The organism is Acinetobacter courvalinii, from assembly GCF_014635545.1.
GTDB classification, from domain to species: Bacteria; Pseudomonadota; Gammaproteobacteria; order Pseudomonadales; family Moraxellaceae; genus Acinetobacter; species Acinetobacter courvalinii.
Genome location: NZ_BMDA01000001.1, coordinates 237,227 through 261,713, shown reverse-complemented (window position 1 = coordinate 261,713; position 24,487 = coordinate 237,227). Strand labels below are relative to the sequence as shown.

General features: G+C 42.5%; 20 protein-coding genes, 1 tRNA gene and 1 pseudogene. 12 read left to right on the top strand and 10 right to left on the bottom strand.

Annotated features, from left to right (window positions below):
- Positions 1-294: 294 nt before the first annotated feature.
- Both IEV39_RS01105 and IEV39_RS01100 read left to right on the top strand, forming a co-directional pair.
- Complete coding sequence (locus IEV39_RS01105) at positions 295-879, top strand: anthranilate synthase component II (RefSeq protein ID WP_005287941.1); 585 nt, start codon at positions 295-297, stop codon at positions 877-879.
- 359 nt (positions 880-1,238) lie between these two features.
- Positions 1,239-2,603, top strand: coding sequence for an L-cystine transporter (locus IEV39_RS01100; RefSeq protein ID WP_005287944.1), 1,365 nt, complete (start codon positions 1,239-1,241; stop codon positions 2,601-2,603).
- 59 nt (positions 2,604-2,662) lie between these two features.
- Here the strand turns inward: IEV39_RS01100 and IEV39_RS01095 are convergent.
- Together IEV39_RS01095 and IEV39_RS01090 are read right to left on the bottom strand one after the other, a co-directional pair.
- Positions 2,663-5,429 (bottom strand): annotated as a pseudogene (locus tag IEV39_RS01095) (M1 family metallopeptidase).
- Positions 5,430-5,442: 13 nt separating this feature from the next.
- The gene (locus tag IEV39_RS01090) at positions 5,443-8,175 is read right to left on the bottom strand and encodes a TonB-dependent receptor plug domain-containing protein (protein WP_005287950.1); all 2,733 of its coding nucleotides are present in this window, start codon (positions 8,173-8,175) and stop codon (positions 5,443-5,445) included.
- A gap of 351 nt (positions 8,176-8,526) precedes the next feature.
- Here IEV39_RS01090 and trpD point away from each other — a divergent pair, with 351 nt between their 5' ends.
- Both trpD and trpC read left to right on the top strand, forming a co-directional pair.
- Positions 8,527-9,576: an anthranilate phosphoribosyltransferase gene (gene trpD / locus IEV39_RS01085; RefSeq protein WP_009511060.1), complete on the top strand. Its 1,050-nt coding sequence runs from the start codon at positions 8,527-8,529 to the stop codon at positions 9,574-9,576.
- Between the two features lie 9 nt (positions 9,577-9,585).
- The gene (gene trpC, locus IEV39_RS01080) at positions 9,586-10,392 is read left to right on the top strand and encodes an indole-3-glycerol phosphate synthase TrpC (RefSeq protein WP_005287953.1); all 807 of its coding nucleotides are present in this window, start codon (positions 9,586-9,588) and stop codon (positions 10,390-10,392) included.
- Positions 10,393-10,461: 69 nt separating this feature from the next.
- Here the strand turns inward: trpC and IEV39_RS01075 are convergent, their stop codons facing one another.
- Positions 10,462-11,199 carry a hypothetical protein gene (locus IEV39_RS01075; RefSeq protein ID WP_005287956.1) on the bottom strand — a complete coding sequence of 246 codons (738 nt, stop codon included), beginning with the start codon at positions 11,197-11,199 and terminating at the stop codon, positions 10,462-10,464.
- Between the two features lie 90 nt (positions 11,200-11,289).
- Between IEV39_RS01075 and IEV39_RS01070 the strand changes: the two genes are divergently transcribed.
- The 4 genes from IEV39_RS01070 (at position 11,290) to IEV39_RS01055 (ending at position 13,761) form a co-directional block, all read left to right on the top strand.
- Positions 11,290-11,883 (top strand): TetR/AcrR family transcriptional regulator, encoded by a 594-nt coding sequence (locus IEV39_RS01070; protein ID WP_005287958.1) that lies wholly within the window; start codon positions 11,290-11,292, stop codon positions 11,881-11,883.
- A gap of 174 nt (positions 11,884-12,057) precedes the next feature.
- A complete protein-coding gene (locus IEV39_RS01065) occupies positions 12,058-12,744 on the top strand; it encodes a Smr/MutS family protein (RefSeq protein WP_005287961.1) in 687 nt (228 codons plus the stop codon).
- 91 nt (positions 12,745-12,835) lie between these two features.
- A complete protein-coding gene (folE, locus tag IEV39_RS01060; RefSeq protein WP_171062185.1) occupies positions 12,836-13,384 on the top strand; it encodes a GTP cyclohydrolase I FolE in 549 nt (182 codons plus the stop codon).
- A gap of 14 nt (positions 13,385-13,398) precedes the next feature.
- Positions 13,399-13,761, top strand: a complete 363-nt coding sequence (locus IEV39_RS01055) for a cupin domain-containing protein (protein ID WP_005287964.1) — start codon at positions 13,399-13,401, stop codon at positions 13,759-13,761.
- On the opposite strand, the gene IEV39_RS01050 is transcribed toward IEV39_RS01055, so the two are convergent.
- The 5 genes from IEV39_RS01050 to hemE all read right to left on the bottom strand — a co-directional run bounded on the left by IEV39_RS01050 (position 13,740) and on the right by hemE (position 19,115).
- Positions 13,740-14,534 carry a PoNe immunity protein domain-containing protein gene (locus IEV39_RS01050; RefSeq protein WP_005287967.1) on the bottom strand — a complete coding sequence of 265 codons (795 nt, stop codon included), beginning with the start codon at positions 14,532-14,534 and terminating at the stop codon, positions 13,740-13,742. The genes IEV39_RS01055 and IEV39_RS01050 overlap by 22 nt on opposite strands.
- 68 nt (positions 14,535-14,602) lie before the next feature.
- Positions 14,603-16,483 (bottom strand): Lnb N-terminal periplasmic domain-containing protein, encoded by a 1,881-nt coding sequence (locus tag IEV39_RS01045; protein WP_032883182.1) that lies wholly within the window; start codon positions 16,481-16,483, stop codon positions 14,603-14,605.
- A gap of 81 nt (positions 16,484-16,564) precedes the next feature.
- Complete coding sequence (locus IEV39_RS01040) at positions 16,565-17,035, bottom strand: DUF3015 family protein (RefSeq protein ID WP_005231668.1); 471 nt, start codon at positions 17,033-17,035, stop codon at positions 16,565-16,567.
- 168 nt (positions 17,036-17,203) lie between these two features.
- The gene (locus IEV39_RS01035; protein ID WP_005287971.1) at positions 17,204-17,998 is read right to left on the bottom strand and encodes a DUF817 family protein; all 795 of its coding nucleotides are present in this window, start codon (positions 17,996-17,998) and stop codon (positions 17,204-17,206) included.
- A gap of 43 nt (positions 17,999-18,041) precedes the next feature.
- Positions 18,042-19,115, bottom strand: coding sequence for a uroporphyrinogen decarboxylase (gene hemE / locus IEV39_RS01030; protein ID WP_005287974.1), 1,074 nt, complete (start codon positions 19,113-19,115; stop codon positions 18,042-18,044).
- Between the two features lie 197 nt (positions 19,116-19,312).
- On the opposite strand from hemE, the gene IEV39_RS01025 reads away from it, so the two are divergent.
- On the top strand, positions 19,313-20,515 hold the full coding sequence (locus IEV39_RS01025; protein ID WP_005287977.1) for a L,D-transpeptidase family protein: 1,203 nt from the start codon (positions 19,313-19,315) through the stop codon (positions 20,513-20,515).
- Between the two features lie 58 nt (positions 20,516-20,573).
- Here the strand turns inward: IEV39_RS01025 and IEV39_RS01020 are convergent, their stop codons facing one another.
- A complete protein-coding gene (locus IEV39_RS01020) occupies positions 20,574-21,845 on the bottom strand; it encodes a GGDEF domain-containing protein (RefSeq protein WP_005287980.1) in 1,272 nt (423 codons plus the stop codon).
- 162 nt (positions 21,846-22,007) lie between these two features.
- Here IEV39_RS01020 and pyrC point away from each other — a divergent pair, with 162 nt between their 5' ends.
- From pyrC to IEV39_RS01005, 3 genes are all read left to right on the top strand, one after another.
- Positions 22,008-23,042, top strand: a complete 1,035-nt coding sequence (gene pyrC / locus IEV39_RS01015; RefSeq protein WP_004773730.1) for a dihydroorotase — start codon at positions 22,008-22,010, stop codon at positions 23,040-23,042.
- Complete coding sequence (gene rnt / locus IEV39_RS01010) at positions 23,027-23,692, top strand: ribonuclease T (RefSeq protein WP_032871505.1); 666 nt, start codon at positions 23,027-23,029, stop codon at positions 23,690-23,692. The genes pyrC and rnt overlap by 16 nt, the downstream gene beginning before the upstream one ends.
- A gap of 19 nt (positions 23,693-23,711) precedes the next feature.
- Positions 23,712-23,787 (top strand) — tRNA-Glu (locus tag IEV39_RS01005).
- 68 nt (positions 23,788-23,855) lie between these two features.
- On the opposite strand, the gene IEV39_RS01000 is transcribed toward IEV39_RS01005, so the two are convergent.
- Complete coding sequence (locus IEV39_RS01000; RefSeq protein WP_005287985.1) at positions 23,856-24,401, bottom strand: DUF2726 domain-containing protein; 546 nt, start codon at positions 24,399-24,401, stop codon at positions 23,856-23,858.
- Between the last annotated feature and the right edge of the window lie 86 nt (positions 24,402-24,487).

Below are 24,487 nucleotides of genomic sequence, written 5' to 3'. Positions count from 1 at the left end.
CTTCTTCCGTGACTGAGGCAGAGGGGTTTTTTATGTCTAAAGAAAAGCTGATTCTGCCTTGATTGGCGTGATCTGTGTGAATAATCATATGTGGATCCGTTAAAGCTTTTTTCTGCAAAGTTGTAATGAATGAAATAGTTAAACTGGCTACTTCATTTTTTGTTATATTAGCTGCTGAGAAAGCGGCTTTTTATTTGATCAAATAAAGGTACTTTTTCAATATTGAGTATAATTGTGAGTACAATTTAAACTTCGAAATAAATTCCTTTTACTTATTAGTGAGTTAATCCCAAAATGCTTCTAATGATCGACAATTACGACTCTTTTACCTATAACATCGTTCAGTATTTTGGCGAGTTAAATCAGGACGTAAAAGTAGTTCGCAATGACCAAGTCTCATTAGAGGATATTGAACGATGGCAGCCAAAATATTTAGTGATTGGACCGGGCCCATGTTCGCCAAGTGAAGCAGGAATTTCTATTCCAGCGATAAATCACTTTGCAGGGAAAATTCCTTTACTGGGTGTGTGCTTAGGTCATCAAGCCATTGGACAGGCGTTCGGTGGCAACATTATTCGCGCGAAAACCGTGATGCATGGTCGCTTATCCGACATGTACCATACCGATAAGGGAATTTTTAGCAACCTCCCTTCTCCATTCGCAGCAACACGTTATCACTCCTTGGTCATTGAGCAGGAAACGCTACCAGAATGTCTGGAGCTCACTTGCTGGACCAATCAGGCAGATGGCACAATTGAAGAAATTATGGGTGTTAAACATAAAACCCTTCCTGTGGAAGGTGTACAGTTTCATCCCGAATCAATTTTAAGCGAACATGGACATCAGATTTTTAAGAACTTTCTAGAGCAGTATGCTTAAAACCAAAACCTGATTTCCCATTTCGGCCTGTAAACAGCTTATTGCTTCCCAATAGGCTGTTTTTATTTTGAACATATAAAAACAATATACAACTTATACAAACTGCCTGTTTTTTAAGCTTTAAAATTAAATGATGAGCTATACCATTAACACAAATCATTCTTTTTCAATAATTAATCCACTTTTCACAGATTATAAAAAGTAAAGCTGCGACAGGATTTCAGATTGAACAGCTCCCTTTTTACTTTTTTAGATTAACTATAGTCATAGGAATGATTAAGTTTCAGGGCAGCTGGATGGTAGAATCTATGCCATTATTTTTTAGCATCCCCCTGAAATATCAATCAGGACAACCTATAGTGAATACCTTGGTTTTATTGAATATTATTATTTTTGTCCTGCTTATGGCCGGATTGTTCTTTTCCTACCGAAAAGATTGGAGTCTTTCCAAGAAAGTTCTGATCGGTATGGTGGTGGGTATCATTTACGGCCTGGCGCTCAAAACCATTTATGGTGACGGTCAGATCATTGAACACTCAGTCGCGTGGTTCAACCTGGTAGGTAATGGTTATATCCAGCTGTTACAGATGGTGATCATGCCACTGATTTTCGTTTCAATCGTCAGTGCCGTAGTGAAATTGCATCAGACCACGTCGCTTGGAAAAATTAGTGTTCTGGTGATTGGTATCCTGTTAGCCACCACGGCAATTGCCGCACTCGTAGGCGCCACTATTACCAACCTGTTTGGTTTAACCGCTGAAGGTCTGGTACAAGGCACTCAAGAAGCTGCACGTTTAGCTGCGATCCAAAGTCAATATATTGGGCAAGTCACAGATCTCGACGTACCAAAACTTCTGCTTTCCCTACTTCCTCAAAATCCATTTGCTGATTTAACCGGTATTCGTCCTACTGCCATTATCAGTGTGGTGATTTTCGCTGCATTTTTAGGTGTTGCCGCTTTAAAGCTGATGGATAAAGACACGGTCAATGGCGAAAGAATCAAACATGGCATCGAAGCATTACAAGCTTTGGTGATTAGCCTTGTGCGTCTGGTGATGCAATTCACACCTTATGGTGTGCTGGCATTGATGGCCAAAATGGTTGCCACTGCCAATCTTGCCGATATCGTCAAACTTGGCGAGTTTCTGGTGGCCTCTTATCTTGGTCTTGCGATCATGTTTCTGGTTCACGCACTGATTCTGGTCTTCGTACGCATCAATCCGGTCGATTTTTTCAAGAAAGTCTTTCCGGTATTGAGCTTTGCCTTTATTAGCCGTTCAAGTGCTGCCAGCATTCCGCTGAATATTGAAGCGCAAACCAAGCAATTGGGTGTACCCGAAGGCATTGCCAGCTTTTCGGCTTCATTTGGCGCGACGATTGGTCAAAATGGTTGTGCAGGTTTATATCCGGCAATGCTTGCCGTCATGGTTGCGCCTACCGTCGGTATCAATCCGCTTGATCCCTTATGGATTGCCCAACTGGTGGTTGTGGTCACACTGAGTTCAATCGGTGTTGCTGGTGTGGGTGGCGGTGCAACCTTCGCGGCTTTAATTGTGCTGCCTGCGATGGGTTTACCGATTACCTTGGTGGCCTTGCTGATTTCAATCGAGCCATTGATTGATATGGGCCGTACCGCATTAAATGTGAACGGTTCAATGACGGCGGGTACAGCAACCAGTCAGTTATTGGGGGTCAGAAATCCTGACGCTGCGGATGATGCCTAAATTATCCTGAAAATAAAAAAGCCAACTTTTTATAGTTGGCTTTTTTATGGCTGGTCTACTTAAAGTTTTAATTGCTGCACGATTGAACCATCCTGTTTTGCAACTAAGAATTCACACAGCTGAATTCGCTCTTTGGTCTGATTCAAACCTCGCTCGACTCCAACCAGCTCTTTGGTACGTGGCGCAAAGAAAGTGTTGAGCTGTGTTGCTTGCTGTTGGGTACATGCCGCGCCACTAAACAAGGCCGGAAAACGTCCAGCAGAAGACTTGCCCAAGCGATCAAACACTGCCTCATGATTGTCCTCAAACCATGCCCATAAACCGCCTTGTTCTCCGCTATAGTTATTGATGGCGTTAATCACGGTACGTACTTCACCGACTTTCACCCGCGGATCTAAAACCAGTTGCTGTGCCAATGGACGTGTTTCAGTCTGGTTGGCTGAACCTAAAGCAGACAGAATGGCCAGACGTTGTGTCGGTTGGGTGACACGTTGTAATTCCCCAGCTAAACGATCAAACGCAGGCTTGCCCTTTTCTTGCAAACGGACTGCCAGAATCGTCGGTAATAACTCTGGCGTCAGCTGAGCAAAATTCAGTTGCTTCTGTTCAAATAAAGCATCAGATTGCTTTAACAGTTGCTGGCGTACTTCTGGTACCTGAATATCCAGTGCAAGGAACTGCGCCAACTCACTCCGCCATAAACTGTCTTCGGCAGACTCACCGGATTTACTGCTATAGCCCAATTGCTTCAACTTGGGCAGATATAAATTGTTGAGTGCTTTTCTAAAATGTTCACGTTCCGTCGCGGTTTTTAACACATGCCGATGAATCGTACTCAATTGCGGGAATAATGCAGTACTGATTTGCCGGCTGTCTGAAGCAGCAAATTTCTTGGCGACATCTACCACTGCCAATAAATTAATATCACCATGATTAAACGCGGCCGAAACTGCATAGGCATAGGCCAATTGTTCGCTGTTGGATAATTTCCCTGTCGCAGCAGTTAAACGTGCCAACTCTTTTTCCGGCAAACTGAACTGGTAATAGCCTGCCGCGCCGGCATTTGGAATATACCAGCTATTCACGGTTGCGCCTTTGAGCTCAATTTTGGCATGGGCCTGATCAATCAACTCACACTGAACTTTACTTGCACCATTCGGCACCTCGTAACGTACACATAAAGGTACGCCCCAAAGACTGTTGGCATCACCTTTAGAACCCACAGGGAGATAACGCGTTTGCTGCACATTTAAAAAGACTTTGTTCCCTTGTTGTTGTAAAGAGGTATTCAGCAAAGGTACGCCCGGTTGATCAATAAAACTTTTCATTGCCTTGGCAAAGCGCTCGCCTTGACCCGACTGCTCTGCTAACGCGCTGATTAAATCGTTGGCGGTAGCGCTGCCATATTGATGCTTTTTAATATAATTGCGCACCCCTTGTTTAAATTTTTCTTCTCCGAGATAGCTTTCAAACATATTTAAAACCGCCGCGCCTTTTTGATAGGTGATTCCGTCAAAAGCGGTTTGAATATCAGCATTGCTTAAAATCGGCTGGCGGATACGGCGTACACTGACCAGACTATCGCTTTTCATGGCACCCGCAGTATCAACGACACGTTCCAGATCTGCATTAAATTCAGGGTGCAATTGTTGAGTGATTTTACTTTGCATCCACGTCGCAAAAGATTCATTCAACCACAGGTCATCCCACCACGGCATCGTTACCACATCCCCGAACCATTGATGCGCCAACTCATGTGCATTGACATTAAATGAACTTTGTACAAATGACACAGGAGAGTCTTTATCCAGCAGCATCAGATAATCTCTGAAGGTGATCAACCCCGGATTTTCCATCGCCCCAGCAGCAAAGTCAGGTGCAGCAAGTAAGTCCAGCTTGTCGAACGGATAAGCAAAGGCAAAATAATTTTCTAATGTTGTTAAAATTGCTGGCGTTTCAGACAAGGCATGCTGCATTTTTTCAGCCTTGCCATCAGGTGCCAGTCCACGTAATTTGATCGCTTCTTTACGCCACGCTGTTGCACCAATATCAGGGCCTTGTTGTACTTGCCATGGTCCAACTGCCAGTGCCAGTAAATAGGTTGATAAGGGTTTTGTTGGAGCAAAACTGAGGGTTTTCCAACCTGATTTTTCGGTCTGTTCAGCAACCTGATTGGTATTGGCGAAGCCCGAATATTTACTTGGAATGGTTAAACGAATATTAAAGGGCGTTTTAAAACGTGGTTCATCAAATGAAGGAAAAGATTGACGCGCACTGATCGCTTCCATTTGAGTCATGACATAAGGTTTACCCTCAAATTCAATTTTATAAATACCATCCAGTTGCTGGTCATAATCGGCATTAAAATCCAGTACCAAGCTGTACTGACCTGCAGGTACAGCCTTGGCAAATTTAATTATACTCACTCCATCGACTTCTGACGCCTGCTCATATTGGGCCGTGGTTTTCTGCCCAGCTGCCGATAAGATATAGGTGTCTTTTACCGACAAGGATTTACCATGAATCCAGACATGATCGGTGGCTTGGGTCAGCTTTAAATGAATGGTGGTTTTACCGGTATAACTTTTTTGTGCAGGGTCAATTTTAAAATCCAGATCATAAGATTCCGGTATGGCCCATTCAGGTAATTTGCCGATAGGAATCTGTTCATTGCTGTTTGATGCAAAAATCTGTGTGGCAGATAAAGAAAGTAATGTTGTCAGTAGCAATTGTTTTTTAAATGAAGGTTTGACCAACATAGGAGATCTGTCCTCTGTAGTTTTTAAAATAAAAAGATGCAGCAAATGCTGTACCACTTCGCTGCATCCGTACATCGTTGTTAGAATTTGTAGTTAAACTCCAGCCAGGCCTGACGGCCGAATGGTGAATAAGATCCTACTGGATAATATGGCCAGCCGCCTGTGTCATCGTGTTTCACTTTGTCAAACAGGTTATTCACAATGATTGATGCAGAGGCTTGAGATGAAATTTGATAGCTTCCACTCCAGTTCACTAAATAAGTCGGGCTTAGATAAGCCGTTTGATTACCGTTTGGAATCTTGCCATAACGGTTGACGAGCACCGTTGATGACCAATCACCACGACTCCAGCCCAGACTGGTGTTAAAGCGGTCGCGCCAATCGGGAATGGTCAAATCTTTTAAATAGTTATCTTTCTCGCCATCTTTGGACTGTTGATATTCACGTTCAAGCACACGGCTATAATTCACAGTCCACAGGAAGTTACCCAGACGCTCTGTTTTCCAGCGCCATTTACTGGTGAAATCAATCCCGCGGGTATGATCTGAAGCCGCATTGATCGGAACAATGTTGATATTGTTGATCACATTTGGATCAACCACGGCATTTGCAGGGTTGCGCTCAACTCGTGCTAATGCATCGATACATGGCGCAGAATTGATATCTTGCGTACCTAAACGACACGCAGCTTCTTGACGTAGAATTTTATCTGGGCTGAGATTGGTCACCAGATTATCAATTTTGATATCCCAGTAGTCGACAGAGAGATCAAATTTATTACTTGGTGACCAGACGAAACCTGCCCCATAAGATTTACCCTCTTCAGGTTTTAGATCTTTATTGCCTGTTAAGGTGTAATTGGCACCCGGCGAATAATCTTTAAAACTACATTTATCTATAGGCTGGCCTGTTTGACTGCAACGTAAATAATCGGTGGTACTTGGAAAATATCCCTTCTGTTTATTTAAAAACAGATAATTCATATCTGGAGCGCGGAAACTGGTCGCATAGTTACCGCGAACCAATAAGGTTGGATGAGGCCTAAATTCTAGTCCCGAACCGAAGGTGAACTTATCAATACTGTTATCTGACAAGGCATAGCGGTCGTAACGTCCAGATAAGGTTAAATTTAATGGCTTGGCTAAAGGTAAGAACAACTCTGCACCCAAGGCTTGACGGGTACGTGCCCCACCATATTCACCACTGGAGGTCGCATTATAAAATTCACCATTTTCCAGCGCTTTATCCGGTTTAATAGAAAAACCTTGACGACCAATTTCTGCCACTGCCGCAAGCTTGGCAGTTCCGGCAGGTAATTCAAACACGTCGCCATTGGCACTCAGGGTTAAACTTTGTGCCCATGACTTATCCTTTTCCTCAGTTGTGCCTGAAATAGCTCTAAATTCACTGGCGCTCAGTGGTCGACTGATACGATCTAAATGCGGTGAATATATCGGAATGCCATCGGCATCTGTCCCCAATTGCCGGCCTAAGAAATATTCATCAACATTTGAACGGACCAGGCCTTGTTTGCGTAATTGACTGGTATAAATCGAGCCATTATAGGCTGCTTCATAGCTCCAACTGCTGTCCCCAATATCACCACGGATACCAAAGTTTAAATTGGAGGAGAGTTCCTTCCATTTTTTATTGGCTTGCTCAACGCCACCGAGTTCTTCTGGCGCAAAACGTCGCGTCCAGATTTCATAATTTCCTGTGTCTTGATTGAGGAAATAGCCACTACTTGCACCTAAGGATGTCCATGTCGGTCCACGGGTATTGTTTTCAATTTGATTGGCCCCAATCAAAACATCTGCGAATAACTGAGTTTTCTCATTGAGTTCATAATCCAGACCGAGATAACCATTCTGGCTGCGATTCTTGGTCTGTACTGTCCAATAGGTCGGTCGGGCCAAACCACTGGCACAATTATCGGCTCCCGCTTTTCCAATATTTTTTACTGAACCTTTAAATAGTCCATCAAATGCGTCACACCCACCAATAGAAAGATACTGGCCAGTGTTAGCATTTTTACGCCCAACAATCGTGTCGGGCTTTTCTCCCCGACGGGTTCGGCTGGTCATAAAGTCCCGGTCCGCTGCCCAGATCGGTTCACGTCCACTCAGCTCAAGTCCGTACACCAGATTGAGCTTATCCAGTGTTTTACTGCCACTCAGTTGCAGGCGTAGGTTCTCCCCACCTTCTTTGGTCCCACCTGCCTTGATATTGAATTGTGTGCCATCGGTTTTCTTTTTCAGGATGATATTCACGACTCCCGCAATCGCATCCGATCCATAAATCGCGGAAGCACCACCATTTAAGATCTCAATCCGGTCAATAATCGCCGTGGGAATATTGGCTAAATTGACAAAATTGACCGCACCGTCATAGGGGACAGGATAGTCAGCAACACGATGCCCGTTAATCAAGGTTAAGGTATGGTTCGGCCCTAGCCCGCGTAAACTGATCGCATTGGCTGCTGGCGTAAAGGTATTACCATAGTCAGCCCCTTGTACAAAGCCGGTATTTTGGGTCAGGTTATTTAATGCGTCGAAAGCATTGCTATAGCCGTGTTTTTCAATATCGGCCGCAGTAATCACCGTCACACTGGTCGGACCATCTTTTTGAGCTTTGGAAATACGTGAACCTGTCACTGCAACGCGTACCACTTTATCCGACTTTGTCTGGGTTTGTGGTTTTTCTACATTGGTCTCAGCATAGCTTTCTAATGGATGAAGGCATGCAAAGAAGACAAAAACAAAACAACCTTTGTTTTTCACGGCCCCAAGATATTTCAAGTAATTTAGATACATATTTATGGATGCATAAAATGAAGACCGACCTAATATATCCACTTTTATTTAGTTGATTTATACTCATTTTTTCTAGTGATATGTAGGATTAAGATATACCAAAAGGTTCATTCCTTATCATAAAAACTCAAAATAAATTAAAGCCTTTTTCCATAAAAAATTGGAGTGAACACAACATACCAGATTGGCAAACCAGCAAAATTTTTAAAACTCTGATCGAACAACAAAAATCTTTGTTTATTTTCTGATAACATAGCTCACAACTTGTGAATCATGGATCACAAAAAGCCAATCCACCCAGACAACTGACCTCACCCAAAATTTCAATCATTAATGCTATAACTCATGACTATGAATATCCAACAGGCGCTGAACCACATTACCAAAAACATTCATCTGACCCAGTCTCAAATGGAAGATGTCATGCGTAGCATCATGCAAGGCGAAGCAACTGAAGCCCAGATTGGTGCGCTGATGATGGGCCTGCGCATGAAAGGTGAAAGTATCGATGAAATGACGGCGGCTGCACGGATCATGCGTGAATTTGCCATCAAGATCGATGTCAGTGATCTGCCTCATCTGGTGGATATCGTGGGTACGGGGGGTGACGGCCAAAACCTGTTTAACGTTTCTACCGCTTCAAGCTTTGTGATTGCGGCCGCTGGGGCTACCATTGCCAAACATGGTAACCGTGGTGTGTCGAGTAAATCAGGTTCTTCAGACCTGCTCGAACAGGCCGGTATCCATCTTGACCTGGACATGCAACAAACCGAACGCTGTATCCGTGAAATTGGCGTCGGTTTCCTGTTTGCACCGAATCATCACAAAGCCATGAAATATGCCGCAGCACCCCGTCGTGAATTGGGGATCCGCAGTATTTTCAACCTGCTTGGACCATTGACCAATCCGGCGGGTGTCAACCGCTTTGTAATTGGCGTCTTCTCCGATGAATTATGTCGCCCGATTGCCGAAGTATTAAAACAGCTGGGTGCAGTGCATGTTCTGGTGGTGCACTCTAAAGATGGTCTGGATGAAATCAGTCTGGCTGCACCAACCACTGTTGCTGAACTGAAAGATGGTGAAGTGACCGAATGGACACTCAATCCGGATGATGTCGGTATTCCTTCTCAAACCTTGTCAGGTTTAGTGGTCAATAGTTCAGAAGAAAGCTTAAAACTGATTAAAGATGCATTAAGCCGTGACAAATCAGAGATTGGCGAAAAAGCTGCAAATATGATTGCATTGAATGCAGGTGCAGGAATTTATGTGGCAGGGATTACCAAAACCTATAAACAAGCGGTTGAGCTGGCTCAGGATATTCTTTATGGCGGACAAGCGCTCGAAAAAATGAGTATCCTGGCTGAATTTACCAAAACATTGAAACAATATCAGGCAGACTAAGGACTTCTCATGATCGATATTCAAAATACCATTTTAGGTAAAATTGTTGACCGCAAACATGAGGAGCTGGCAGCACGTTTAAAACAACGTAGCTTGCACGATGTTGAACAATGGGCAAGACAGGCAAGCCCTGTGCGTGGTTTTGCCAAGGCCTTGCAACATAAACGTCCAGCCGTGATTGCTGAAATAAAAAAAGCATCGCCGTCTAAAGGTGTGATTCGGGCGGATTTTAATCCGGCAGAAATTGCCCAGCAGTATGAACAGGCAGGCGCTGCTTGCCTGTCTGTATTAACGGATGTGGATTTCTTTCAGGGCGCCGATGAAAATATTGCCATTGCGCGTCAGCATTGTGCCCTGCCAGCTTTACGTAAAGACTTCTTGGTTGATCCTTATAACGTGGTTGAAGCACGTGCTTTACAAGCCGATTGTATTTTATTGATCGTGGCCTGCTTATCCGATCAACAGCTGGAAGAAATGTCGAAAACGGCCTTTGAGCAACAGCTGGATGTGTTGGTTGAAATGCATGATGAATATGAATTAGAACGTGCTTTAAAGCTGTCTGAACAGTGTATTTTGGGTGTCAACAACCGTAATCTTAAAACCTTTGATGTAGATTTAAATACCTCATTGCGTTTAAAGAAATTATTGCCTGCTTCTCGTATCTTGGTCACTGAAAGTGGCATCGCTACACCTGCAGATGTAGACATGATGCAAGCCCATGACATTCATACTTTCCTGGTCGGTGAAAGTTTTATGAAACAGCCTCGACCAGATCAGGCGTTTAATGAATTATTTGGACAACCTGTGCAAATTTAAGTGAATCAGGCTCAAGGTAAAATTCTACCTTGAGCCTCGATCTCTCTATGTATAACAAGAATAAGTGGACTACTTTTTCTCACTCAATGACCATCCAAATGCACTACTGATCCAGTTAGAAAACTCATTTGCCAGATGCCATTGATGTCCTGAAATAACGGTTGGTAAAATCAACAAAGGATATTCAACCGTTAATTTAGCCCTAAAACCATTTCCTTCGTTACGAAATTGATGCCGAACTCCACCAATGGCCAGGCCTTGACGTGATCTTGCAACACCTGCGATTTGCAAAGGAAAATCTGGATCAATATCAGAACGTAAGCTGGATAAGTTTTTGTAGTCGATATAGAAATGGGCCGCTAAAGGTGAACCGCCATTGGTTTCAATCACTTCATGCACACCATGTGCCGTTGAAATAAGGTAATGATCAGGCGTTCCAGCCAGCATCGCGTCTTCATCATTCTCTTTAGTACACGTTTCAAACCATTCAACAAACTGTTCTGCCTGCGCATTTTCTACAAATATTTCAGTCACACTTAATCGACGATAACCAAATGATAAACGGGCAATCAAATCCGCAAAAAAATCTGAAATTCTTAACTCATTTTTCAGACATGCTTTAATTCCCTCTTGCCCCAGTTCGCTCTTTCTTTTAAGTAAAAGCTGTCTGAGCACAATTAAATCATTGCTGTTAGAGCTGAGTCCCAGTTTTTTTAATACCAGACGAGCCCGTCGCGTTTCCCATTTAAGAATCGCGGTATTTGCTATGTTCTGACCGTTTATATAAACATGAATGTTAGAATACATTGGAAAATCACCCTTTAACCCACTAAAGCAACTATAGTTGCTTTAGTGGGTTGTATAAAGAACTAAATGCAGTTTTGGATGAATAGTCAGATGCCAAATACAGAATCAGAAGTCAAAAAACAAAGACGTCCCGGAGGACGTGCTGAAAAAATGGTGACAGCAATACATCAGGCAACTTATCAATTATTGCTGACAACAGATTATGAAAATATTGAAATATCAGACATTGCAAAATTGGCACAGGTCAATAAAACAACGATTTATCGCCGTTGGCCAACTAAAATTGAACTGATTCTGGATGTTGTATCCACACGAATCAAAGCCGATGTGGCGTTACCCAATACAGACAGTACCTTAAATGATCTATGTTCATTTTTAAAAACGATCCTCATTACCCTCTATAGCCCTTTTACTTTTAATATTTTAAAAGCCACCTTGAATTCTTCAAATGAACATGTGCAACAAGCCCGAAAGGATTTCTGGCATGAGCGTTTCTTATTAGCCGCCCCTCTGATTGACCGTGCCATTCAACGAGGTGAATTGTCTGCTTCAACACAGGTTCGTGATTTTTTTGAGCTCGCCGCCGCACCTATATTTTATCGAGTTTTCATTACTGGAGATGCGATATCAGATCAGGATATCGCTTTTTTTGCTCAAAGAGCGATGTCTTATTATCATCCGTGAGGAACATTAGCTTACAGCTTGATAGCACAAAAATATTATATTGAGGGTCTCGAAAGGTTTTACGATTTATCTTTTTAACTCATACAGTGACCATGCATACAATCGGTTCAAATTATCTCGGTTTCAGACTATAATTTCACACCTCTCTGGTATCTTGCCTATTGTTCTAAAATTATGAGTAAACATGATTCATCGCTTTCTAAAGATCAGTTTAATTTACTGAAAGCCTTTAAAAAGCAAATCTCTAATCCTCAATCCAGCGCGATTGCGAAGCAAGCCGAATCAAAAAAAGCTCAAGCTGCTGAAGAGCTGGAAGATACAGAACTGTTTAAAAAAGCCCTGCTTGGGGTCAAACCCATCGACAATAACAATATTGCCGATACCAAAGTGACACGTAGCAAAAAAGTTGATGCCCAAACGCTGGCAAAACGTGCTGCGGCAGAAGGTGGTGCCGAGCAAGAGCTGACCGAAATTTCAGATACCCAAGCGATCTTGAACCCGGTTGCAAGTCAGGCTGCTTTAAGCTATCGCATCGCCACCTTACAGCACAAAGTATTTGAAGACTTAAAAGCCGGTAAAATCCGTTGGTTTGAAGCAGTGGATCTACATGGCTGTACCGTTGAACAGGCGCGTGCAGCGGTTCTGCAAATCATTCAAATGGCCAAAGACGAAAACCAGAATGTCATCAAGATCGTGCACGGTAAAGGCCCCGAAGCGATTTTAAAAACCTATGTCAACGGCTGGCTCAGACAACACCGTGATGTATTGGCTTTTGTCAGCGCACCTGAAAATCAGGGGGGGACAGGAGCAGTTTTAGTCTTGCTCAAACGTGCTGAAAAGAACCCTAAATTCAAACAGTAATCGGCATTTATATCAAAATTAAGATTTTTAATCGTTTTCTGATACAATTGCCGTTTTTGTTCAACCCACCTAAGTGAACATTGTTATGTCTATGCAGCAATCGTACGCAAATATCTTAACTGCCGTTGGCGAAGACCTGAATCGCCCGGGCTTACAAGATACACCGATGCGTGCGGCGAAAGCTTTTTCTTTTTTAACTTCTGGTTATAGCAAAACGCTTGAAGAAGTTACGAATAGCGCACTCTTCCCTTCCGATAACCATGAAATGGTATTGGTTAAAAATATCGAATTTTATTCGCTTTGCGAACACCATTTATTGCCATTTTATGGCCGTGTGCATATCGCCTATTTACCTGAGGGTCAGGTACTGGGCCTATCAAAATTTGCCCGTATTACTGAAATGTTTGCACGTCGCTTACAAGTTCAGGAAAACCTGACCCAGCAGATTGCCGAAGCTGTTGCTCAGGTGACTCAGGCACGTGGTGTTGCCGTGGTGATTGACTCTGCACATATGTGCATGATGATGCGTGGTGTGGGCAAGCAAGAATCGACTACACGTACGGTTTCTTTTATTGGTGATTTTAAAACTGATAAAGACACACGTCGTGAGTTCTTGAGCGCTGTACCAGAAAGCTATTAATCCGGATTCTGCATATGTCATCCATTCAGCTCGCCGGCTTCGGTCATTTAATACAAAGTGAAGCCAGCATTGATTATCCTCGGCCAGATCGTCTGGTTCAGGGTAATCCTGAACGGCTCACCTATGGCCTATATGAACATCCGCATATGGACTGTGGCATCTGGCAGTGTGAAGTCGGTGCCTGGAAGATTCAATTTGCTGAAAACAAGCAAGAATTCTTTCAGATCATTGAAGGCATTGTGCGTATCCACGATGCGAAAACCAATTCTTTTATTGAAGTCACTGCGGGAAATGCAGGCATTATTCCACCTGCATTCGCCGGAACATTTGAAGTGGTGGAAGCTGTGAAAAAATACTATGTGATTGTAGAAGTCTGATCAGATATTTTCGAAAATACCTCTGGAAAACTTTGATATTGCGTCATTTCATTCAGGTCGATTTGATAAAGTTTACATAGAATTAAGGCCTCAAAGCGCCACTTTCCAAATAATGCAATGTGATGAAAAAACTTCTTTGACCAATATTTGCCTTGTTGCTGGTCCCGTTCGATCTGCTCTACATACTTCCCTATACTTGAAGCATCTACGCCTGTATTTAGGAGCTGATCGAGCTGTTGAAAGGGATAACTGACCGCGTAATCAGGACTAATTGATTCCACCTCAAGATAAGGATAACTGATCAGGTCAATTAAACAATCTGAGGGATAACCCAGCAATCCATCAATGAGTTTTACTATGTCGGTTTCATCGCCATAACAGATTGCACAGCACAGCAATAACAAGGCATGTGCATAGTCAGTGGCGAGTTGAATCGCAGTGATACCAGTCGAATGTCCCTGCTGTTGAATCAGAGAACGTAAGTCTGCATAGGCCAGCCAGAACGCATAGACAGACTGATAAATATTGCGGATCTGGTCAGCTGCCAGACCAAGGTCATAGCCGAGACGAATCAAATACGTTATCTCGAGACAGAAATTTTTAAAATAGATGTCCAGTTCTAATAATTGATAAATATCGATAGCTACTGAGGAAGAAGAATCAAAGAATAAATACTCGTTCTGTTTATATTCAATGATTTGCTCTTTAATACTATTCCAGTGATCTAAACAACCTGACTGTAGCACTCGCCAGTTCTGTACATCAGAAACCACGCCGTTTAGCGCTTCAAGGAGTTGTTGTAATTTTTCAAATTCATTAGCTTAATCAATATGATACATGATTAGAAAAACCGTATATAAGCTAAACCTACTTTATTCCAGTCTTTATGATCCTGCTGTTCAAAATCCCAATTCAAACGCATAGCATGATTGGCATTTAAACTATATTGAAGCTGGGTACCGACTCTTAGATTCCACTGACTTAAATCTTGCCAATAGGGTAATTCTACCTGTACCACACTGTTGATATTGTCTGACCATACATTCATACACCCCACTGTAGGCCCGACACCAACGCGCCAGCCTTTATCCAGCGCTTTGCCGCCTTGAATATGACTTTGCAGCTGACCATAGCATATATGTCGACGGTCATAATCTGCCAGACTATAGCCGGCTTGCATATTCAGGTTCATCACGCCATGTTGTTTATCTTCGCTAAACTGTCCGTTTTCAATGGCTTCCTGTTTCCAGCCCAGATTAAATCCCCAGCTTAAGGGCGATTTAAAAGGTTGAACCGGATTATATGAATTGACCGATAAAAAATCTAAGTGCTCAACTTTAAGCTTGTCATCGCGATACTGCACGCTACCATCCAGAAACAGTAATTGCGTACCTGTGCGATAGCCTGCTTGTGGATCAATCAAGTCGTGATAGGCCTGACGATGCCCAAGTTCGACAAAGCTCTGGCCTTGTACTTCACCTACATTGACTGAAATATTGCGTGCATGATGCCCTTCAACAGGCTGTTTCTGTGGTCGGGTCGGTTCCTGACGTTGTTTATCCACCTGAATCTGACTACGCTCAGCAAGGAGCTGGCGCAGTTGCGGTTGGGCAAAATCAGTATCAACTTTACGGCTAATAAATTGCAGATATAAATCGTCATAGGCCATTTCCAGAATTTTGGCCTGCTCAGACTGACTGTAATTTTTGAGAATTGGCTGTGTCTGTTCGACCTCGGTAAAAGCGACTTTATGTGCAACATTGGCCAAAGCTGTGCCATGCTGTTTGGCTTGAGCAAGTAACTGGGTTTCCAGCGCAGGTCGATAGACCACCTCTTTGACCAGATTTTGCTGATCCACAACCTTCAAGGTTTCAATCGGAATCGCAGCATAATTAAACTGCTGTTTTAAATTTAAATTCGGACGTACCAGATCAATCAAGCCAAGCAAACGGTAAGCACAGTTATCGCTGACGAAATAGTAGGGAAAACTGACGTGCTGCATTTCCCAGATATGCTCGACCAGAAAGCGGGTTTCTTCTGGTGTCAGATTGAGTTCATATTCCCACAAGTCACGGCTTTCAAAATCACCATACTCTTTCACTTTGCGGTAATACGGCATTAATGAATATTCACCGGGATACTGTCCAGTTAAACCTTTCCATGCATAGGACCAGTTGTCCTCACCTTTCACGGTTGCGGCATAATTGACTGCGTATGACACCAGATTGAGCTGCTTCTGGTCTTTTGGGTCTAGACGTAACAAGGTATGCCCAAACATCGAACTGGGATTTCCCATAAAATCCGTTGCGTAAATCAGGGTAGCTTTATGCGGTTTAATTTGATTAATCCATTCATCAAATTCCACACAATTTACTTTTGGCAGTTGTTGAGGGTCAATCTGAAGCTGCTGCATCAACCAATGGCTGCGTGCAGGGAATTTACAGCGGATCGACTGATTATCTGCAGCTTGCTGAAACAAGGCTTTGATATCAGCTTGTAATTCGCTATTTAAATTTGTTTTGCCATCTTTGGCATAAAAATAACCAGCATAACTGACTTCACTATTTTGTTTTTGATCGGCATACATCAGACGTTGCCATGTAATGTTTTGATCTAATTGTTTTTGTTGAGCAAGGTCCAAATATTGCTGTAAATCCGTTTCAATCGAGGCATGTGCAAAATGACACATTAAAGACGCTATCGTAAAAGTTATTAATTTCATTCAGCAGCAAATATTTTAAGTATAAGGAAAATAACGATAACAAAACCCTGCCATCAAGACAGGGTTTTATCATGCAGCAAATTAAACGTATGCTTTTAACACCGCATCTTTTGCCATTACACTTTGTAAAGAGTCTAATACCTGAAGGGTATTTTTGTTTTTGCTTGAGTAGATTTCAGCAAAGTTTGCTTTAGATACTGCAAAGAAACGTGCTTTATCATTGGCTTTGATCTGCATTAACTCAGCAAGTACATTCAGGCTCTCACCTTGACCAACTGACATATCACGCGCTAAAGATTCAGCATTTTCATTTGTAAACGTGACCACCTGAGCAGTCACTGTTCCACCCTGACGGCAACCTAAAGTACCAAATGTGATACCGAGTAACTGGTTAGTAAAGATACCATTAGTGGTAGCCGCAAGAATTTTCGGCACTACACCTTTTTGACCCGCCCAAACCTGTGTACCCACACCACAACCTACATCGTTATCAGCCATTGCTACACTTGAACCAGCGGCCAATAATGCAGCTAATGCAATTTTCTTTAACATAGGAACGATCTCCAGCATAAATTATTTAAATATTTGTTATCACTATTGTGTTGTGTAATTGTTTTACACACAAATTAAAATAACCAGCTTGGCTTGTTTTAGCAAATAAATTTTGAAATATATGTGAAATATTCATAATAAAATTTCAAATAATTGAAGATAGTGCCTTTAATTCAGCTGCCACGTCCCATTTTTATCACGATTACCCAAAATTTTTAACACTAAAACCAGACTGAGTAATAATAATAAATACCAAGATCCTAACTTACCCCAACCCACCATATGCCATGCATCCACCTGACTTGGATACAGCCAGATTTGATAGAAAGTACTAATATTTTCAGCAATCCAGATCAGGAATGCCAACAGCAGCAGAACCGGTAACATCGGCACTTTAAAACGATGTTGATGGAGCTGGAAATATAGTCGGGTCTTCCAGAAAATCAGCACACTCCAGATAAATAAAGCCACCCGGATATCTGGAATAAAAAACTTGGTCATAAAGTTTAAATACGATAAAACCGCCAGACACAACATTGTGCTAAAACGTGGCAAATCTGCCATTGAAACCTGATATAACCGTAACGAGCGTGCAAAAAAACTGCCCACAGCCGAATACATAAATCCTGCGAAAAGCGGCACAGTCCACAATTTAAATACGGCAGGCTGCGGATATTGCCAGGATGCAATTGCAGGATGGGTCAGAAAGATTTCCATCCCCATGGCCATGATATGAAACAAGGCAATGACCTTGGCTTCTGCCCATGACTCCAGTTTTAAATAGATCAGACAGACCTGAATGAGCAAGGCGTAAAACAGCAAATAGTCATAGCGAAAGAAGCCCCAGTATTCATGACTTCCCATCGGTGCCGTGACTGCAAATGCAATCAGCAGCAATAACCCAAATAAGGCAGCCGAAGCTGCCTTAGTGATAAAACTGAGTGGTAATACAATCAACTGCACGAAACTGATCCTAGCCTGTTTAACTTTAAATATCTGTTCAATATCAGCCTAGATATTTCGCACTGTATTCATGTACGGTATCCACAAAAATCTTCGGACGTGCCGGATCAACCCACTGGGTAATACCATGCCCCAGATTGGCGATATAACCTGTTTTCTCGCCATTGGCATAAGCATCATCCAGCATGGCCTTGACCGATTTCTCAATTGAAGCCACTGAACCATATAGTACCGCCGGATCTAAGTTACCTTGTAAGGCAGCACGTCCTGCAATAACATCACGTGCAGTGTAAAGTGGTGTGGTCCAGTCCAGTCCAAATGCATCTGCACCCGTAGTCAGCATATTTTCCAGCCACTGCCCGCCACCTTTGGTGAAGACAATAATCGGAATACGGCGACCGTCTTTTTCTCGCTGCAGCCCGGCAATGATTTTGCTCATATAGTTTAAGGAAAACTCAACATATTCCCTATGCGCCAGTGCACCGCCCCAACTGTCAAAAATCTGGATTGCCTGAGCACCGGCATCAATCTGTGCATTGAGATAATCAATCACTGAATCTGCCAGATGATCCAGTAATGCGTGCAAAACTTCTGGCTGCGCATACATCATATTTTTGGTAAAACGGAATTCTTTGCTTGAACCACCTTCAATCATATAAGTCGCTAAAGTCCAGGGACTGCCAGAAAAACCGATTAACGGTACCTGACCGCCTAAAGCAGAACGAATGGTCGAAACTGCATTCATGACATAGGCCAAATCGGACTTGGCATTGAGTTTAGGCAGATTGGCAACGTCTTGTTCAGTACGTACTGTTTTATGAAACTTTGGGCCTTCCCCTGTTTCAAAATATAAGCCTAAACCCAGCGCATCAGGAACCGTTAAAATATCCGAAAATAAAATCGCCGCATCAAGTTCATAACGACGCAATGGCTGTAATGTCACTTCACAAGCAAATTCAGTATTCTTGCATAAAGATAGGAAATCACCGGCCTGCGCACGTGTTTCCCGATATTCTGGTAAATAACGTCCTGCTTGACGCATCATCCATACGGGCGTGGTGTCTACAGGTTCACGTAATAAAGCTCGTAAAAAACGATCATTTTTCAACGTTGTCATTACCAATCTCTAAATTTTCATATATCGCGCATGATAACAAAGTTAGCCTGGAATTTATAATTTGAATGCCATACAAAATTTCAGGCTTAAAATAAATTTTCGCTTTGACACAAAACTGCTACTGCAAGCGCGCTCATTTTCTGTAATACTTGCAATATCTTATATCTCAATATGAATAATTCATAAGGTTGAATTACATGTTTGTTCGCTCATTACTCGCTATGAGTTTAAGTTGTATTCTTGCTAATGTTGCTTTTGCTGCTCCAACAACTGAGCAACCATTAAATCCCAAAAAAATTGCTGGTTCAGTACAAGATCCGATTGATCCTCTCGCCCTTGAGCGCCCTGCTTCAGCTGTTGCAGCTCAACCCGCTTCGAGTGTCGTCGCCCAAGCCGCATCTGAACCTCAGGTGAATACTGGCGCTGCTTCAGCTGTTTCGCAAAAATTAGAAAATACACCTGACTCAAGCACTACGACTGCTGCTCCTGCGGCGAAAGTTTCATGGACCCTGGATAGCATGAATAATGCTGAATGGCCTGAAAGTTTACCTAAAGGCCAGCTTCCAGCCTATGCCCGTGCGCACGTCATGCTCAACAATGCACATGCTTCACCGGGTGCCATTGATGGTTCAAATGGTAAAAATACCTTAAAAGCGATTGCATCATTCCAGCAAATGAACGGTATTACCCCTACAGGTCAATTAACCAAAGAAACCTGGGATGCACTGGTTGCCAAGCAAACCAAACCTGCTTATGTAGAATACACGCTGACCGAAGCAGACTTTAAAGGCCCGTATGCGGATTCAATCCCGTCAGACTATGCCTTACAGGCAAAAATGAAAGGCTTGTACTACACCCGTGTGACAGAAATGCTGGGTGAAAAATTCCACATGGACGAGGCTTTCTTGAAGAAGCTAAATCCTACTGCAACCTTTAAAAAACCAGGTGAAAAAATTATTGTGGCTAATGTCCGCAATGACTTGCCTGAAGATATTCATTTGATCGTGGCGCATAAAGGTGCACGTCAACTGTATTTATTCAACAGCAATAACCAGATGATTGCTTCATTTCCTGCAACAATTGGCAGTACTGATACGCCTTCTCCGGCAGGTACCTATAAAGTAGTGGGCGTAGCGAAAAACCCTTGGTATAGCTACTCACCATCAAACTTTGTACAAGGTAAAAACCTTAAACCGCTTTCTCTACCACCAGGTCCAAATGCGCCAGTCGGCAATATCTGGATCGGTTTGAGCAAGAAATCGTTTGGTATCCATGGTACGCCTAATCCGTCTTTAATTTCTAAGACTGCATCACATGGCTGTATCCGTTTGACCAACTGGGATGCCAATGATTTGGGCGCCAAAGTACGTTCAGGCGTGACTGTAAAATTCTTGGAATAATTCAGAATTGTTCTAGACAAAAACCGGATATCGCCTTGATATCCGGTTTTTTTATGTTCTAAATATTTTCTTCTACGACCGGTAATGGCTGATAGTAAATCTGGTTACGTCCCAGTTGCTTAGCACGGTATAACGCTTTATCAGCGGTATGGATCAGCATTTCCTGACTGATTTTTGCATTGCCGTTAAACACCGTAATCCCCAAACTGATGGTGACATAATGAGAAACCATCGATTTTTGATGCGGGATCATTAAGCGGTCAATCGCACGATAGATATTGGTCGCCACCGCATAGGCCCCTTGAGCTGAGGTTTCAGGAAGCAACACTACAAATTCTTCGCCACCATACCGCGCTACAAAGTCCATATGCCGAATCGAGCCTTTAATCGTTTTGGCAATTTCAGAAATGACCTGATCTCCCATTTGGTGACCATAAAAATCATTATAGTTTTTAAAATAATCAATATCGATAAACAGCACTGACAAGGCGGTATGTTCTGTACAGGCCTGCTGATAATAATAAGTGCACATTTCCTCAAAAGTACGGCGGTTTGAAACATTGGTCAGTTCATCATGCTGACTGAGATGTAACAGTTCAGAGGCCTGTAGGCGTAAAATCTGCTCATCAATTTCCGAAATTTTTGATTTGATAAAGATTTTTCTCTCTTTGGAGGTCAGCATCACACTAATTGAAAAACCCAATAATAAACTACCAATCAGGGTCCTGCCGATCATGAGAAAATCACAGGGAATATTCAATACATATAGAAATACAACAATGCCCAAGGCCGCAAAAGAACCAATCCACAGCATATGTAGCGGTCGAATACCACTCAGGATGAAACCTAACATGTACAGGAATGCCACCAGCACCATAGCCTGATTTTGCAAGACCACATTGGAGACACTCATCATTAACAATGAGGTCAATACGATGGTCAGAAAAACAATTACACAAACAGCTGGATAGAATAAGGAACTTAGTTGTTTAAAACGGGACACGGCCCAAAACAGGAACAGCGCAGCGCCGACCACAATCAGGCTGAGGATGCTATAAATAAAATCCAGAACAAAATTTTCACTGTTGCGTATTACAATGAAATTGGTGGGTAAAATCAGCAACACGAAAATCGTATAGGTAATGACACCCTGACCGAAAAATTGAATGGCATTCATCCGGGTCCGGTCGATATTGAAGTTCCAGAATTCATTTTCCAGATTTGGGGGTAAAGTTTGATGGGCATTTTTGGACTGGACATGTTGGGCAACAAGCTGCTCTAGATCTTCTTTTGACCTCCTTAATTGATCAAGATCATATTGCTTATCCATCCCGACGACTCTTTTTATAATGCACTGTTCTTGTGCCGCATAAAAATAACACAATTTCTCATTTTGTCATGTGCTTTGCTTAACCACTTATCCGTAATTGTAGTTACCATTTTCGCGGTTTATGCATTATTATTTGTATTATTTTTAAGTTTGAAGTAGACCTTGAATACTCTTACACTTTTACAACCCGATGATTGGCACGCTCATCTGCGTGATGGTTTAGCTTTAAAACGTACTGTCCCTGATTTAGCCAAACAATTTGCCCGCGCAATTTGCATGCCGAATCTTGTTCCACCCGTTAAAACTGTCGAAGAAGCTTTGGCATACCGTGAGCGTATTCTGGCTCATGTACCGGAAGGCCTGAATTTTGATCCACGCATGGTGCTTTATTTTACCGATCACACCTCTCCGGATGAAGTTCGTAAAATCAAAGAATCTGAATTCGTCAATGCAATCAAGCTCTATCCTGCCGGTGCAACCACCAACTCGGATAATGGTGTCAGTGATATCCGTAAGGTATATGGCGTGATTGAACAACTTGAGGAACATCAGGTTCCTTTATTGCTCCATGGTGAAGTAACACATAATCACGTCGATATTTTTGATCGTGAAAAAAGATTTCTGGATGAAGTCCTGTCACCACTGCTCAAGCAATTCCCGCAATTAAAAGTCGTGCTAGAACATATTACAACAAGCGATGCGGCTAATTTTGTGCTTGAACAGGATCGTAATGTTGCTGCAACAATTACCCCGCAACATTTACTGTTTAACCGTAATGACATGTTGGTCGGCGGTGTTAAACCGCACTTCTACTGTTTGCCAATTTTAAAACGTCAAACTCACCAAACCACGTTATTAGAAGTGGCAACCAGCGGTAATCCAAAATTCTTCCTCGGCACAGATAGCGCACCGCATGCGCAAAATGCCAAAGAGAATGCATGTGGCTGTGCAGGCTGCTATAGCGCACCCAATGCCATTGAGCTGTATGCACAGGCATTTGACCAGGTCGGCAAGCTGGAACGTCTGGAAGGTTTTGCCAGCATGTTCGGTGCTGATTTCTATGGTTTACCACGTAATACTTCAACCATCACCTTGGTGAAAGAAGAAAATACGGTTGCCGAGTCTTTTGATTATCTTGAAGATCAAAAAATCATTCCACTTCATGCAGGCAAAACGCTGCAATGGAGAAAAGTGTGACACAAGAAGAAAACAAAGCGCCTGTGATTGGTCAGCGTTTTCGTGGATTTTTGCCTGTTGTGGTCGATGTCGAAACAGCAGGTTTTAACTCACAAACCGATGCACTGCTTGAAATCGCGTGTATTCCAATTGTTTACGATGAAAACGGTCAATTTGTACCGGGCCCATCGTTTCAAGCGCATATCAATCCGTTCGAAGGTGCCAACCTGGATCGCCGCTCGCTGGATTTCATTGGTATTGACCCTTCTAACCCAATGCGTATCGCCATGGCTGAAGATGAACGTACTGCTTTACGCCGTATTTTCAAATCTTTAAATGAAGTCCGCAAAGCGCAACATTGTACCCATGCCGTGTTGGTGGGTCATAATGCACACTTCGATTTAGGTTTCCTGCAAGCTGCGATTGCACGTTCTGGAACGAAGAACCAGAATCCGTTCCATAGCTTTTCAGTCTTTGATACGGTGACGCTAAGCGCGGTGATGTTCGGACAAACCGTGTTGGCACGTGCCTGTATTCAGGCTGGAATCGAGTTTGATGGCAAAGAAGCGCACTCTGCGTTATACGATACCCAGAAAACTGCTGAACTGTTTTGCTATATTTTGAACAAACTGTCTCCTCACCTTCTTGACACTTTGGTGACAGAGCCCTAATATACACCCACCTCAAGAAGTCCCTATCGTCTAGAGGCCTAGGACATCGCCCTTTCACGGCGGTAACCGGGGTTCGAATCCCCGTAGGGACGCCAAATTTGAAAAAGCCACTGCATCTTAAGACAGTGGCTTTTTTATTTAATTAAAATATTTTCTACAATAATCAAAGTACTTTTTGTTCATGTGATTCAGTTTCAAAAATAAAAGCCTCTGAGACTAGAGCAGTCTTCTCTAGTGTTTCAGATTCAATTGTTGTGATTGCTATAGAAGTTATTCCAAAATCTTTTTTAACTTGATCTATATCAGGTGTTCTTTGATAGCGAATGATTCGATATCCTGCTTCAATAATTAAACTATCTCTTTCCGCATCTTTATCTTCTTTCCCTTTATGAGATGAGTCATCAAGTTCAACAATAGCTACAATGTTGAATTGTTTATCTAATACAACAAAATCAGCAACTTTACGATTAAATAAATTCCTGGTAGCGTAGCCCTGAGCTGTCATAAATGCACTAAATGAAACCTGCGCCAAAATAATATGCTCTGGTAATGCTTCTCTTAATCTGATGAAAGTTGGTTGTTCATTCATTGTTAGAATACGTTTACCTTTAATCGGATTACGCGCTCCACCTTTCTTTTCTTTTTTCACATTCCCTAAAATTAAAGCCAAAATTGTAAATACAACAATTAAAATAATGATCCACGTCATAAATATCTCCCCTTTAATAAAAAGAACATTCTAAATGTAATTATTAAAAGAATTCTACTACGACGTTATTGATTAGAAATAAAAAG